Here is a 12,956-nt window from a genome sequence, read left to right on the forward strand (position 1 = left end):
GCAAACCACCCGGCGCCGCTTCATCGGCGTTCCGACGGGGGCCCGGAACGCCGGCACCAGCGCTCCGACGGGGGACCAGAGCGCTTGGCTAAACTGTACACCTCCAACCCTTGGGTTGCGTCAAGACTTTGTCACGACCCGATCTCGCGTCGATGGCGTGGTATCTCGCTTTGGTCAGGTGAGGTAAAGCCGGGGGGCGGCGGAGGCTCGTGACCTCTCTGATTGGCCCCGATTACGGCAAGGTATGGCAAAAGAACGGCCCCCGCGACGAACAGGGCCTTGACGGGCCAGGGGGCCGGTACCGCCACCGCCAGGATCAGGCAGACGAGCCGGATGCCCATCTTGATGAGGTAACTGATCTCCCGCTTGCGCACGTCGTCGGTCAGCGACGGCTGGGCGTCCGTCACCTGGTGAACGACCGGGCGGTCTTTTCTCAACCAGCGCCATGGATTCACGGTTTCCACGGTAGACCCCGGGTGAGGCGGGGTGACGCCCGCAGGGCGCTACGATCACGCGACAGGCACAGGCAGGAGGACGTGATGTCGGATCGCACCTACCGGGTGACCGAGATAGTGGGCACCTCGGCCGAGAGCGTCGACCAGGCCATCCGCAACGGCGTCAGGCGGGCCGCCCAGACGCTGCGGCACCTGGACTGGTTCGAGGTGACCGAGGTGCGCGGGCACATCGTGGACGGCGAGGTGGCCCACTTCCAGGTCGGCATGAAGGTGGGCTTCCGCCTGGAAGACGCCGAGTGAGGCGATGTGAGGTCCCGGCGCCGGCCGCCGGATCGCCCGTCCGCTCCGCCGGGCGGTGACGATCGGCGGCGGGACGGGCGCTCCGGGCGTGGTGGCTGATGCCTAGCTGGCCTGGCTGACCGTCGACATGTTGAAGTCGGGTACGCGGACCGGCGGCATGACGGCGCGGGTGAACCAGTCGTTCCACTCGCGCGGCAGCGTCTGCTCGCTCGCGCCCACCTCCGTGAGGCGGCCGAGCAGGTCGACCGGCGACTCGTTGAACCGGAAGTTGTTGACCTCGCCCACGACCTCGCCGTTCTCGACGAGGTAGACGCCGTCCCTGGTCAGTCCGGTCAGGAGCAGCGACTGCGGGTCGACCTCGCGGATGTACCACAGGCAGGTCAGCAGCAGGCCCCGCTCGGTCGAGGCGATCATCTCCTCCAGCGAGCGGCCGCCCTCGGGCCCCGTCATGATCAGGTTGTCGATCTGCGGGGTGGTGGCGAGGCCGGTGAGCTCGGCCGAGTGCCGGGTCTGCACGAGGTTGGCCAGGGCGCCGTCGCTGATCCACTCGGTGCGGGTCAGGGGCAGGCCGTTGTCGAAGACCGACTGCTCCCGGCCGGAGGAGTGGGCGACGACGAACGGCGCGCACTCGACGCCGGCCCGCGCCGGGTCGCTGTGCAGCGAGATCGGCAGCGGGGACAGGCGCTCGCCGACCCGGGTGCCGCCGCCGGGCCGGGAGAACACCGTGCGGCCGTCGGCGGCGTCCCGCGCGCCCGCCGCCCAGTACAGGTAGATCAGCAGGTCGGAGACCGCGGTCGCGGGCAGGAGCGTCTCGTAGCGGCCCGGCTCCAGGCTGATCCGCCGCTTGGCCCAGCCCAGCCGCCGGGTGAGCGTCTCGTCCAGGGCGGCCACGTCCACGTCGGAGAAGTCGCGGGTGGCCACGCCCGTCCACGCCGAGCTCGACATGTCCGCCGACTTGGCGTTCAGTTCGAGCCGCCCGGTCGGCTGGTCGTGGCGCAGCCGCAGACCGGTGGACGAGCCGACGAACGTCGAGGTCACGATGTGCTCGGCGAAGCCGTACAGCCTGCGGCCGGAGGCGTCGGCGGCGGCGAACGCCTCGCCGAGCGCGGGGGCGAAGTTCCGGAACACGTCGATGGAGGTCGGCTCCACCGGGCGATCCCAGCCCTCCCCGGCGGTTCCCTCCACCAGCGCCCGGGCGTCCTCCGACGGCCGGGCCTCCCGCGCGGCGCGGTCGGCCTCGGCCACCACGTCCGCGAGCTGGTCGGCGCGTACGGCCGAGCGTGAGACGACTCCCACCCCGGCGCCCACGACGGAGATCACGGTGAGCCGGGACGAGCGCGCGACCCCGTTGGTCGTCAGCGTGTTGCCGGCGAAGCGCAGATTCGCGGTCGAGCCCTCGTCCGCGATCACGACGCAGCCGTCGGCCCCGCTCAGCGCGAGCGCCCGCTCCACCGTCTCCTGCGGTGTGATCACCCCGTCGCTCACTTGCCACCCTCCTGGACGGTGTTGAGGATCCGTACGCCGCGGAACAGGGCCGCGGGGGCGCCGTGGCTGACCGGCGCGACCTGGCCCGGCTGGCCCTTGCCGCAGTTGAAGGCGCCGCCGAGGACGTACGTCTGCGGACCGCCGACGGCCTCCATCGAGCGCCAGAAGTCCGTGGTGGTCGCCTGGTAGGCGACGTCGCGCAGCTGCCCGGCCAGGCGGCCGTTCTCGATCCGGTAGAAGCGCTGGCCAGTGAACTGGAAGTTGTACCGCTGCATGTCGATCGACCAGCTCTTGTCGCCGACGACGTAGATCCCGCGCCCGACCCGGGAGATCAGCTCGTCGGTGGACGGGCCGTCCGCGGCCGGCTGGAGGGACACGTTGGCCATCCGCTGGATCGGCACGTGGCCGGGGGAGTCGGCGAACGCGCAGCCGTTCGACCGGCCGAGCCCCTTGAGCAGCGCCATCCGCCGGTCGAGCTGGTAGCCGACCAGCGTGCCCTCGCGGACGATGTCGAACGACTGGCCGGCCACGCCCTCGTCGTCCCAGCCGACGGTGGCCAGGCCGTGCTCGACCGTGCGGTCGCCCGTCACGTTCATCACCGGCGAGCCGTAGTGCAGGGTGCCGAGCTGGTCGAAGGTGGCGAACGAGGTGCCGGCGTAGGCCGCCTCGTAGCCGAGCGCCCGGTCCAGCTCGGTCGCGTGGCCGATCGACTCGTGGATCGTGAGCCACAGGTTCGACGGGTCGATCACCAGGTCGTACGGCCCGGCCTCGACCGAGGGCGCCTTGAGCTTCTCGTCCAGCAGGTCGGGGATCTCGGCCAGCTCGGCGGGGAAGTCCCAGCCGGTGCCGGTCAGGTACTCGTACCCCCGGCCGGCCGGCGGGGCCAGCGTGCGCATGTCGTCGAACCGGTCGCCGTCGGCCCGCATCGCCGTCAGCACGGGGTGCAGCCGCACCCGCTGCTGCGTGGTCACCGTGCCGGCCGTGTCGGCGTAGAACTTCTGCTCCTTGACCTGCGTCAGCGAGGCCGAGACGTGGTCGACCCGGCCGAGCAGCCCCGACGACCACTCCGCGAGCAGCGCCGCCTTGTCCGGCAGCGGCACGTCGAACGGGTCGACCTCGTAGGACGACACCCAGGTCACGTCGTCGTACACCGGCTCGGGGGCGAGCTCCACCGGCTCCCGGTTGATGGGCGCGCTGACCGCCGCCACCCGCACGGCCTCCTCGGCGGCCCGGGCCGCCGCCTCCGGGGTCAGCTCGATCCCGGACGCGAAGCCCCAGGTGCCGTCCTTGACGACCCGTACGGCGAAGCCGAGGTCGTCGGCGTCCGAGGAGCCTTCGAGCCGGGCGTCGAACAGGCGCAGCGTCTCGGCGCGTACGCGTTCGAGCCGGAACGAGGCGTGCTCGGCTCCCAGGTCACGGGCGCGCTGCAGGGCCGCGTCCGCCAGCCGCCGCAGCGGCAGGGCGAGGAAGTCGGGGTCGATCTGGCGCATGTCCACGATCCTAACCCTGTGATCTTGTGCCCAGCGGACAAGTGGGCTACCCCCAAGTAGCCGATACCGTCGGTCGCATGGTTCGCTCTGTACTCGTCACCGGCGGAAACCGCGGCATCGGTCTCGCGATCGCCCGTGAGCTCTCCGCCGCGGGGGACGCCGTCGCAATCACCTACCGTTCCGGCGAGCCGCCGGAGGGGTTGTTCGGGGTCCGCTGCGACGTGACGAGCTCCGCCGACGTCGACGCCGCCTTCGAGAAGGCCGAGGCCGAGCACGGCCCGGTGGAGGTGGTCGTCGCGAACGCGGGGATCACCAAGGACACGCTGCTGCCGATGATGAAGGAGGAGACCTTCACCGACGTCATCGACACGAACCTGACCGGCGCGTACCGCGTCGCCAAGCGGGCCGTGCGGCCCATGCTGCGGCTGCGGCGCGGGCGCATCATCCTGATCTCCTCGGTCGTCGGCCTGTCCGGCTCGGCCGGCCAGACCAACTACGCCGCCTCCAAGGCCGGCCTGGTCGGCTTCGGCCGGTCGCTGGCCCGCGAGCTCGGCTCGCGCGGCATCACGGTCAACGTGGTCGCGCCGGGGTTCGTGGAGACCGACATGACCGCGGTGCTCGACGAGGCGCAGCAGGAGCAGATCCGCAAGAGCATCCCGCTGGGGCGGCAGGCGCACGCGGAGGAGATCGCCCGCGTCGTCAGGTTCCTGGCGAGCGACGACGCCTCCTACATCACCGGGGCGGTCATCCCCGTCGACGGCGGCCTCGGCATGGGCCACTGAACAGGCCACCGAACAGGCCACCGAGCGGACGAAAGACTGGAGCTGGACATGGGTTTGCTGGACGGTAAGCGACTGCTGGTCACCGGCGTCCTCACCGACGCGTCGATCGCCTTCAACGTGGCGAAGCTGGCCCAGGAGGAGGGCGCCCAGGTCGTGCTGACCGGCTTCGGCCGCCTCAGCCTGGTCGAGCGCATCGCCAAGCGGCTGCCCGAGCCGCCGCCGGTGATCGAGCTGGACGTCCAGAACGACGACCACCTCGACACGCTCGCCGACCGCGTCGGCGCGCACCTCGACGGGCTGGACGGAGTCGTCCACTCGATCGGGTTCGCCCCGCAGTCCTGCCTCGGCGGCAACTTCCTCAACACCTCGTGGGAGGACGTCGCCACGGCGGTCCACGTCTCGACGTTCTCGTTCAAGTCGCTCGCCGTCGCCTGCCTGCCGCTGATGAAGGAGGGCGGCGCGGTCGTCGGCCTGGACTTCGACGCGACCAAGGCGTGGCCGGTCTACGACTGGATGGGCGTGGCCAAGGCCGGGCTCGAGTCCTGCTCCCGCTACCTCGCCCGCGACCTCGGCAGGCACGGCATCCGGGTCAACCTCGTCGCCGCCGGCCCGCTGCGCACGATGGCGGCCAAGAGCATCCCCGGGTTCAAGGAGTTCGAGGACTCCTGGCCGGAGAAGGCCCCGCTCGGGTGGGACCTGGCGGACACCGCCCCCGCCGCCAAGGCGTGCGTCGCGCTGCTGTCGGACTGGTTCCCCGCCACCACCGGTGAGATCGTCCACGTCGACGGCGGCGTCCACGCGATGGGCGCCTGAGCGTCAGCGGGACGGGGCGCCGGCGAACGGGATGGCGGCGGGAGCCGGGTCCTCCGGCGTGTCCACCGGGTGCCGCCACAACCCCCTGCGGCGCAGCAGGGGCAGGACGCCCTCGCCGAACCAGTAGGCCTCTTCCAGGTGCGGGTGACCGGACAGCACGAACTCGTCGATCCCGAGCGCGTGGTACTCCTCGATGCGCTCCGCCACCTCCGTGTGGCTGCCCACCAGCGCCGTGCCCGCGCCGCCGCGGACCAGGCCGACCCCGGCCCACAGGTTCGGCGAGACCTCCAGCGCGTCGGTGCGGCCCCCGTGCAGGGCCCGCATCCGCCGCTGCCCCTCCGACCCGCTGCGCGCGAGGCCGGCCTGCACCGACGCGATGACCGCGGGGTCGAGCGCGGACAGCAGGCGCTCGGCCTCCGCCCACGCCTGCGCCGAGGTGTCCCGGCTGATGACGTGCAGCCGGATCCCGAAGCGCACCTCGCGACCGGCCGCGGCCGCCTCCCGGCGGATCCAGCCGATCTTCTCCGCCACCTGCGCGGGCGGCTCGCCCCAGGTCAGGTAGACGTCGCAGTGCCGCGCCGCCACCCGCCCGGCCGCCGGGGACGACCCGCCGAAGTACACCGCCGGGACCGGGGACGGCACCCGGCTCAGCGCGGCGTCCGTGACGCCGACGTGCCTGCCCGCCAGGGTGACCCGTTCCCCCCGCCACAGGGCGCGGACGACCGTGAGGAACTCGTCGGTGCGCTCGTAGCGCTCGTCCTTGGCGAGGAAGTCGCCGTAGGCGCGCTGCTCGTGGTCCTCGCCGCCGGTGACGACGTTGACCAGCAGACGCCCGCCCGAGTGCCGCTGGAACGTGGCGGCCATCTGCGCGGCGAGCGTGGGCGACAGCAGCCCCGGCCGGAAGGCGACCAGGAACTTCAGCCGCTCGGACCCGGCGACCAGCATGGCGGTGGTCAGCCAGGCGTCCTCGCACCAGGCCCCCGCCGGGGTGAGCGCGCCCTCGAAGCCGAGGTGCTCGGCGGCGCGCACGATCTGGCCGAGGTAGGCCAGGGAGGCCGGACGGTCCCCGCCGGCCGTGGTGACGTCGGTGCCGTGCCCGCCGCCGACGAGGTGGCGGCTGTCGCCGTACGTGGGCAGGAACCAGTGGAACGTCAGCGTCATGACAGTCCCTTCAGGACGCGGCCAGCAGCGGGCGGCGCGCGGCAACGGCCGAGGCGAAGGCGTCGACCACGCGGTAGAGCGGGGCGGCGTGCTCCGGGTCGAGGCCGGCCTCGCCGTCACGGACCGCGATGTGCCGGTCGAGGACGAACCATCCCGGCACGACGTGGTCGGCCCCCAGCGAGGTCAGGACCGGGCGGAGCGCGTAGTCGATGGCCAGCACGTGGGCGGGGCTGCCGCCGGTGACGACCGGCAGCACGACCTTGCCCGCGAGCGCGAACTGCGGCAGCAGATCGAGCACCGTCTTCAGCAGCCCGCTGTAGGCGGCCTTGTACACGGGGGAGGCGACCAGGACGCCGTCCGCCTCCTCGACGAGGCGGACGACCTCGGCGATGCGCGGATGCCGCGTGTCGGCCGACAGCAGCGCCTCCGCGGGCAGGTCGCGCGCCCGCACGCCGTCGACCTCGTGGCCGAGGCGGCGCAGCCGGTCGGCGAGGTGCGCGCAGAGGGCGGCGGTACGCGAGACCGCCGAGGGGCTGCCGGACAGGACGACGATGGTGGACATGGCGGAACCTCCGTCAGATGGGACCGGATCAGATCAGGCCGTGCCGCGGGGGCAGGGTCCGGTTCAGCGCGTACCTGCCGATGTGCTGGATCTTCCAGCGCACGGGATCGTGCAGGGTGTGGGTGCGGGCGTTGCGCCAGTGCCGGTGCAGGTTGAGCGAGTCCAGCGCCGACCTGGTGCCGGACACCTCGAACAGCGCGCCGCTCACCTCGACGGCGGCCGGATCGGCGAAGGCCTTCGCCGTGGCGACCGCGATGGACGCCGCCGCCGCGGTCTCGTCGTCGAGCCGTTCCCGCGCGCGGTCGACCGCCCGCCCGGCCTCGGCCAGCAGGGCCTCGGCGGCCCGTACGGAGACCTCCAGCTCGCCGAACCGCTGGATCGTCAGGGGGTCGTCGGCGGCGTGGCCGGCCCCGCTCTCGAACCACGGCCTGCTGCGGGTGCGGACGAACTCGGCCGCCTCGGTGAGCGCGGCGCGGGCGATGCCCACGTCGATCGCGGCGTGCAGCAGCTGCGCGTGGGCGCCGTGCAGCTGCGGCCCGGTGAAGGTCAGGTGGTGGGGGACGACGCGGCCGGCGGGCACCCGCACGCCCTCCAGCCGGACCGTGCCGCTGGCCGTGGTGCGCTGGCCCATCCCGTCCCAGTCGTCCACGACCGTCAGGCCGGGCGCGCCGGCCGGCACGTACGCGACGACGAGGCGGTCGGCGGGGTCCTTGGCCAGCACGGTGATCCAGTCGGCGAACAGGGCGCCGGTCGAGTAGTGCTTGACGCCGTCGAGGACGAAGCCGCCGTCCTCGGCGGGACGCAGCCGGGTGCGGTAGTCCTGCACGTGCCTGGTGCCCGCCTCCGACTGGGCGTTGCCGAACCGCCTGCCCGCCAGGACCTCGGCGAAGAAGAAGTCCCGCTGCGCCGCCGACCCCTGCTGCCGCAGCACGTTGACGTACACGAAGTGGCTCTGCGGGATCTGGGCGATGTTGGGGTCGGCGGCGGCGAGCAGGCGGACGACCTCGGCCAGCGTGGCGGTCCGCACGTCGGCGCCGCCGTGCTCACGGGGGACGGTGATGCCGAGCAGGCCGCTCAGCGAGAGCTCGGCAAGCTCGGCGACCGGAAGCACGCGGCGGGCGTCCCGTTCGGCGGCGCCGCCGGCGAATTGCCCGGCCAGTTCGGCGGCGACGGCGAGGGCCTCCTCGTCGCCGGTGACGACGTGCGCGGTCCGGGGGGTGTCGACGAGATCGGTCATGGGATCAGGCCCTGGCCGGTTCCACCGGGACGGCGCCCTTCGCCGCGAGTTCCGCCTCCAGCTCGCGGATGATGGGCAGCACGTGGCGGCCGAAATACTCGACCTCCTCGTGGTAGTGCAGGAAACCGAGCAGCAGCAGGCCGACGCCGCGCTTCTTGTACTCGATCGCCCGGTGCGCGATCTGCTCCGGCGTGCCGATGAGGCGGGTGCGGAAGCCGTCGTTGTACTGCACCAGGTCCTCGAAGGAGGAGTCGGCCCACATCCCCCGTCCGTCCTGGGTGGACCTGCCCGCCTGCCGGACCGCGTCGCGGAACCCGTGGACGGCCTCGACATCGGCCTTGGCCACGATCTCGCGCAGCGTCTCGCGCGCCTCGGCCTCGGTGTCCCTGGCGATGAGGAAGCCGTTCAGGCCGAAGCGCACCCGGCGGCCGTGGGCCCGCGCCACCGCGCCGACCTCCTCGATCTGCTCGGTGACGCCGTCGAAGTCCTTGCCGTTGCTGAAGTACCAGTCCGACACCCGGCCGGCCATGGCGCGCGCGGCGGTGGAGTTGCCGCCCTGGAAGATCTCGGGGTGCGGGCGGTCCGGCACGGAGAGGGGTTTGGGCTGCAGGTCGTACCCGTGCAGCCGGTAGAAGTCGCCCTGGAACCTCGCCTTGTCCTCGGTCCAGCTCGCCCGCAGGACGCGGATGAACTCCTCGGCCCGGCGGTAACGCTCGTCGTGCTCCAGCCACGGCTCGCCCAGAGCGGTGAACTCGCCCTTGTACCAGCCGCTCACCACGTTGACGGCGGCCCGGCCGCCCGAAAGGTGGTCGGCGGTGCTGACCAGCTTGGCCAGCACCGCGGGGTGCCACAGGCCGGGGTGCACGGCCGCGATCACCTTCAGCCGCTCGGTGGCGAGCAGCAGCGCGAGGCTGAAGCTCGTCGACTCCTGCTGGAACGCCGCGCCGTAGCTGGCCATGTAGCGCACCTGGGACAGCGCGTACTCGAAGCCGTTGTTCTCCGCGAGCACCGCCAGCTTCCGGTTGTAGTCGTAGCTCCAGTCGGTGCGCTGCTCGATCGTGCTGGTGACGAGCCCGCCGCTGACGTTGGGCACCCAGTAGGCGAACCGCAGCGGCTCTGGACTGACGTTCGCGGACACGACTGACCCCTTCCAGGCATTTCCTACTAAGACAATGGGGATAGTACGGCGGCGGCGTCCGGAGTTCCACACGCGATCGGCGGGGGCGTGATAGGGCCGCCCTGTCACCCGGCCCTGTCATCCGGCGGCGCGGGCCCGCGCGCCGGCGCGGCACTCGCGTGCCCGGTCCAGGAGCAGCCGGTGCAGGTCGCGGGCCACCCGGGGGCCCGAGGCGGAGCGCTGCGACTGGATGACCAGGAGGACCTCCGCCACGCGCTGCGCCAGCGGCCGGTAGATGATGGCGCCGTTGCGCAGGAGAGGGTCGCCGGCCACGCTGAACTCGGGAAGCACGGTGGCGCCGAGCCCCTCGGCCACCATGAGCTTGCCCATCTCGGCGCCGTCGGTCGAATACGAGAACGACGGCGCCCGCCCGCCGAGGAGACGGTGCACCAGGCGGTGCATGACGTAGCCGGCGCGCATCACGATCAGTGGCTCGCGGAGCAGGTCGGCGACCTCGACCGCGGGCAGCGAGGCCAGCGGGCTGTCCGGCCGTACGCACACGACCGGGCGGCCGCGCAGCAGCTCGGTCGTGGCGAGGTCGGGCGGCAGGTCGTCGCCGCTCAGGTAGTTCACCAGGCCCAGGTCGAAGCTGCCCTCCCGGATGCGCCGGTGGATCTCGGCCTGCTGCGCGCCCACGACCTCGACCTGTGTGGCGGGATGGGCCTCGCGGAAGGCCCGCACGGCGGGGATCAGCAGCGGGACGGTCGCCGCGTTGACCGTGCCCAGCCTGACCATGCGGGCCGTGTGGTGCTGCTCGTCGGCCGCGCCGCGCAGGCGGTCCACCGCCTCCAGCACGCCGTTGATGTACGGCAGCAGCTCGCGGCCCTTGTCGCTGATCGTGGCTCCGGAGCGGCGCCGCTCCAGCAGGTCGACGCCGAGCTCGCGCTCCAGGTTGCGCACGGTCTCGCTCAGGGCCGGCTGGGACAGATGCAGATGGTCGGCCGCCCGGCGCAGCGAGCCGAGGCGGGTCACCGCGCGGATGTACTCGAGCTGTTCGATGCGCATCGTCGTCCACCTTGTCCGGGGGTGTGCAAGGGCGACCCTACCGGCCGTTCGGCGATTTACCCACTTAACAAGTAGAGAATGTTGCCTAACCTGGTGGGCGACAGCCGGCGCGACGCGCCGCACACGAGAGGAGACGACACGTGACCATCGCTCACGCCAGCCGGACGGACTGGACGGACGGCCCCGCGCCGAGCACTTCCGGCGAGTGGATCGCGCGCGCCGGCGAGGTGGCGGCCGTGCTCGCGGTCGACGCCGCCGAGCGTGACAGGGCCGCGAAGACCCCGTACGCCGAGATCGGGCTGCTCAAGGACTCCGGCCTGGTCACGCTGCTCGGCCCGGCCGGGCACGGCGGCGCGGGGCAGGACTGGCCCACCGCCTACCGCGTCGTCCGTGAGGTGGCCGCGGCCGACGGCTCGATCGGCCAGCTGCTCGGCTACCACTACCTGTGGAACTGGGCGGCGCGCCTGGTGGGCACCCGCGAGCAGTGGGAGCGGATCGAGGCCGACGCCGCGCGGCACCGGTGGTTCTTCGGCGGGGCCGTCAACCCCCGCGACCGCGACATCGTCGTGCGCGACGAGGGCGACACCCTCGTCTTCGACGGCCGCAAGACCTTCTCCACCGGCAGCAAGGTCTCCGACGTCACCGTCCTGGAGGGCGTGCTGGAGGGCACGGACAAGCACGTCTTCGCCGTCGTCCCCTCCGGCTCCGAGGGGCTGACCTTCCACGACGACTGGGACAACATCGGCCAGCGGCTGACCGAGAGCGGCAGCGTCACGGTCTCCGGCGTGCGCGCGCCGTGGAGCGACGCCCTGGGATACGTGGACAAGGAGTTCCGGCCGCGCGTCTACGGCACCCTCAACGTGCCGACCATCCAGCTCGTGTTCGTCAGCTTCTACCTGGGCATCGCCCGCGGCGCGCTGGAGACCGGGCTGGCGTACACGAGGGAGCACACCCGCCCGTGGCTGCACGGCGGACACGAGCGCGCGGTCGACGAGCCGTACGTCATCGACCTCTACGGGGACCTCACCGCCAAGCTGTGGGCGGCCGAGGCGCTCGCCGACGAGGTCGCCCGGGAGGGCCTGTGGTTCCACCTCAACCCGGACGAGGTCACCCCCCGGCTGCGCGGGGAGCACGAGGTGCGGGTGGCCGCGGTCAAGGCGCACGCCACCGACGTGGCCCTGGAGGTCACCTCTCGTGTCTTCGAGGCGACCGGCGCCCGCTCGACCGCGTCCCGCTACGGGCTCGACCGCTTCTGGCGCAACGTGCGCACCCACACTCTGCACGACCCGGTGGCGTACAAGCGCCGCGAGGTGGGCGTCTACCGGCTCCGGGACGAGATTCCCGAGCCCACCTGGTACTCCTGAGCGCGGGGGAGGCCGGGCTCAGGCGAGCCGGTGACGGCCCGACCTGCCGGGCAGCCGCAGGCCGCCCTCGAGCGGGATCGACTCGCGCGGCTCCTGCTGCCCGGCCCGCGCCCGCCGTGCCGAGACCACGCGGGTGGCCAGCAGCGCGGACAGCAGCAGCGCCGCGGTGAGGGCCGTTCCCGCCGCGTCGTAGGACCGGGAGACGCGCGCCGGCGCCCCCGTGGGGCCGCCGCGCAGCTCGGGCAGCCCGGGCAGCTTCTGCCCGGGCCACAGGAGGGGGATCACGCCGTCTTCGTCGGGGTCCACCGTGGACCGGTGATGCGTCTGCGGCGCGTCCTCCTGCGCCGCGACGAGACGCGGCCGGTACGGCTCGCGCGGAAGGGCGCCCTCGGGAGTCAGGGACGCCTTCGGCCGCGCCGGCTTCTTGCCGGCCGGCCGTGCGTGCCGCGCGCCGTCCGCCTCCTCGCCGCCCTCGCGGTGCCCCTGGGACCCGCAGTCCTCGCCGGCGACCAGGGGCAGGCAGGTGCTCTGGACGGCGCGGGTCAGCCCGTCGGTGAGCTTCTGGACGCTCGGGGCGGGGCTGTGCGTGGCGGGGGACTCGCCCTTGGCGCCCCCCGTCACCGCCTGCGCCGCCGCTCCGGTCGCGGTGCCGGCGGCTCCGCCGGCCGCGCCGACCGCGGTGTCCGCCGCTCCGGTCAGCGTCTGGCCGGCCTTGTCGACCGCCTTGCCGACGTCGTGGACCGCCGTGCCCGCGGCCCCGGTGGTCGTCTCCAGCGTGTCGTCCACGACCTTCGTGACCGGTGCCGTCAACCCGCCGGTGGCCTTGTCCGCGACGTCGGTCACGCCGTCCGTCAGCGTGCCCACGCCGTCGGCGAGGGAGCAGACACCGCCGGTGACGCCCGAGAGCAGTCCGCCGCCTCCCGTGCAGTCGAGCGCCTGTGCCGGGGATGCGGCGAGAGGGAGTCCTCCGGCCAGGGCGATCGCGAGAGCCCCGGCGGAGATCGCGGAGGCCTTGCCTACGATGCCCATGTGTCCCCTTCCGCAGTCTCTGGTCCATCCCCCGACATACCCGTCACTCTTCGCCAGAGCGCGGGGTTATGCAGTAGAAAGTTGCAGTTCGGTATC

At 72.8% G+C, this 12,956-nt stretch carries 13 protein-coding genes; 4 read left to right on the forward strand and 9 right to left on the reverse strand.

Features of this window, described 5'->3' with window-relative positions; translation table 11 throughout:
* Positions 1-131: 131 nt before the first annotated feature.
* A complete protein-coding gene (locus tag AAH991_RS19335) occupies positions 132-455 on the reverse strand; it encodes a DUF3099 domain-containing protein (protein WP_346227255.1) in 324 nt (107 codons plus the stop codon).
* An 84-nt stretch (positions 456-539) separates the two neighbouring features.
* On the opposite strand from AAH991_RS19335, the gene AAH991_RS19340 reads away from it, so the two are divergent.
* Positions 540-755: a dodecin gene (locus tag AAH991_RS19340; RefSeq protein ID WP_079314915.1), complete on the forward strand. Its 216-nt coding sequence runs from the start codon at positions 540-542 to the stop codon at positions 753-755.
* Positions 756-857: 102 nt separating this feature from the next.
* On the opposite strand, the gene AAH991_RS19345 is transcribed toward AAH991_RS19340, so the two are convergent.
* Both AAH991_RS19345 and AAH991_RS19350 read right to left on the reverse strand, forming a co-directional pair.
* Positions 858-2,240, reverse strand: coding sequence for a metallopeptidase TldD-related protein (locus AAH991_RS19345; RefSeq protein ID WP_346227256.1), 1,383 nt, complete (start codon positions 2,238-2,240; stop codon positions 858-860).
* Positions 2,237-3,730, reverse strand: a complete 1,494-nt coding sequence (locus AAH991_RS19350) for a TldD/PmbA family protein (protein WP_346227257.1) — start codon at positions 3,728-3,730, stop codon at positions 2,237-2,239. The genes AAH991_RS19345 and AAH991_RS19350 overlap by 4 nt, the downstream gene beginning before the upstream one ends.
* A gap of 77 nt (positions 3,731-3,807) precedes the next feature.
* Here AAH991_RS19350 and AAH991_RS19355 point away from each other — a divergent pair, with 77 nt between their 5' ends.
* Together AAH991_RS19355 and fabI are read left to right on the forward strand one after the other, a co-directional pair.
* Positions 3,808-4,512 carry a beta-ketoacyl-ACP reductase gene (locus AAH991_RS19355; RefSeq protein WP_346227258.1) on the forward strand — a complete coding sequence of 235 codons (705 nt, stop codon included), beginning with the start codon at positions 3,808-3,810 and terminating at the stop codon, positions 4,510-4,512.
* Positions 4,513-4,560: 48 nt separating this feature from the next.
* Positions 4,561-5,325, forward strand: a complete 765-nt coding sequence (gene fabI, locus AAH991_RS19360; protein WP_346227259.1) for an enoyl-ACP reductase FabI — start codon at positions 4,561-4,563, stop codon at positions 5,323-5,325.
* A gap of 3 nt (positions 5,326-5,328) precedes the next feature.
* On the opposite strand, the gene AAH991_RS19365 is transcribed toward fabI, so the two are convergent.
* From AAH991_RS19365 to AAH991_RS19385, 5 genes are all read right to left on the reverse strand, one after another.
* Positions 5,329-6,486, reverse strand: coding sequence for an LLM class flavin-dependent oxidoreductase (locus tag AAH991_RS19365; protein ID WP_346227260.1), 1,158 nt, complete (start codon positions 6,484-6,486; stop codon positions 5,329-5,331).
* A gap of 10 nt (positions 6,487-6,496) precedes the next feature.
* Positions 6,497-7,048, reverse strand: coding sequence for an NADPH-dependent FMN reductase (gene ssuE, locus AAH991_RS19370; RefSeq protein WP_346227261.1), 552 nt, complete (start codon positions 7,046-7,048; stop codon positions 6,497-6,499).
* A gap of 28 nt (positions 7,049-7,076) precedes the next feature.
* On the reverse strand, positions 7,077-8,285 hold the full coding sequence (locus tag AAH991_RS19375; protein ID WP_346227262.1) for an SfnB family sulfur acquisition oxidoreductase: 1,209 nt from the start codon (positions 8,283-8,285) through the stop codon (positions 7,077-7,079).
* Between the two features lie 4 nt (positions 8,286-8,289).
* Complete coding sequence (gene sfnG / locus AAH991_RS19380) at positions 8,290-9,423, reverse strand: dimethylsulfone monooxygenase SfnG (RefSeq protein ID WP_346227263.1); 1,134 nt, start codon at positions 9,421-9,423, stop codon at positions 8,290-8,292.
* A 117-nt stretch (positions 9,424-9,540) separates the two neighbouring features.
* Positions 9,541-10,467 carry a LysR family transcriptional regulator gene (locus AAH991_RS19385; protein WP_346227264.1) on the reverse strand — a complete coding sequence of 309 codons (927 nt, stop codon included), beginning with the start codon at positions 10,465-10,467 and terminating at the stop codon, positions 9,541-9,543.
* Between the two features lie 140 nt (positions 10,468-10,607).
* Between AAH991_RS19385 and AAH991_RS19390 the strand changes: the two genes are divergently transcribed.
* Positions 10,608-11,831 carry an acyl-CoA dehydrogenase family protein gene (locus tag AAH991_RS19390; protein WP_346227265.1) on the forward strand — a complete coding sequence of 408 codons (1,224 nt, stop codon included), beginning with the start codon at positions 10,608-10,610 and terminating at the stop codon, positions 11,829-11,831.
* Between the two features lie 18 nt (positions 11,832-11,849).
* On the opposite strand, the gene AAH991_RS19395 is transcribed toward AAH991_RS19390, so the two are convergent.
* Positions 11,850-12,860: a hypothetical protein gene (locus tag AAH991_RS19395; protein WP_346227266.1), complete on the reverse strand. Its 1,011-nt coding sequence runs from the start codon at positions 12,858-12,860 to the stop codon at positions 11,850-11,852.
* Positions 12,861-12,956: the final 96 nt, after the last annotated feature.

The organism is Microbispora sp. ZYX-F-249 (assembly GCF_039649665.1).
In the GTDB taxonomy this organism is placed as follows: domain Bacteria; phylum Actinomycetota; class Actinomycetes; order Streptosporangiales; family Streptosporangiaceae; genus Microbispora; species Microbispora maris.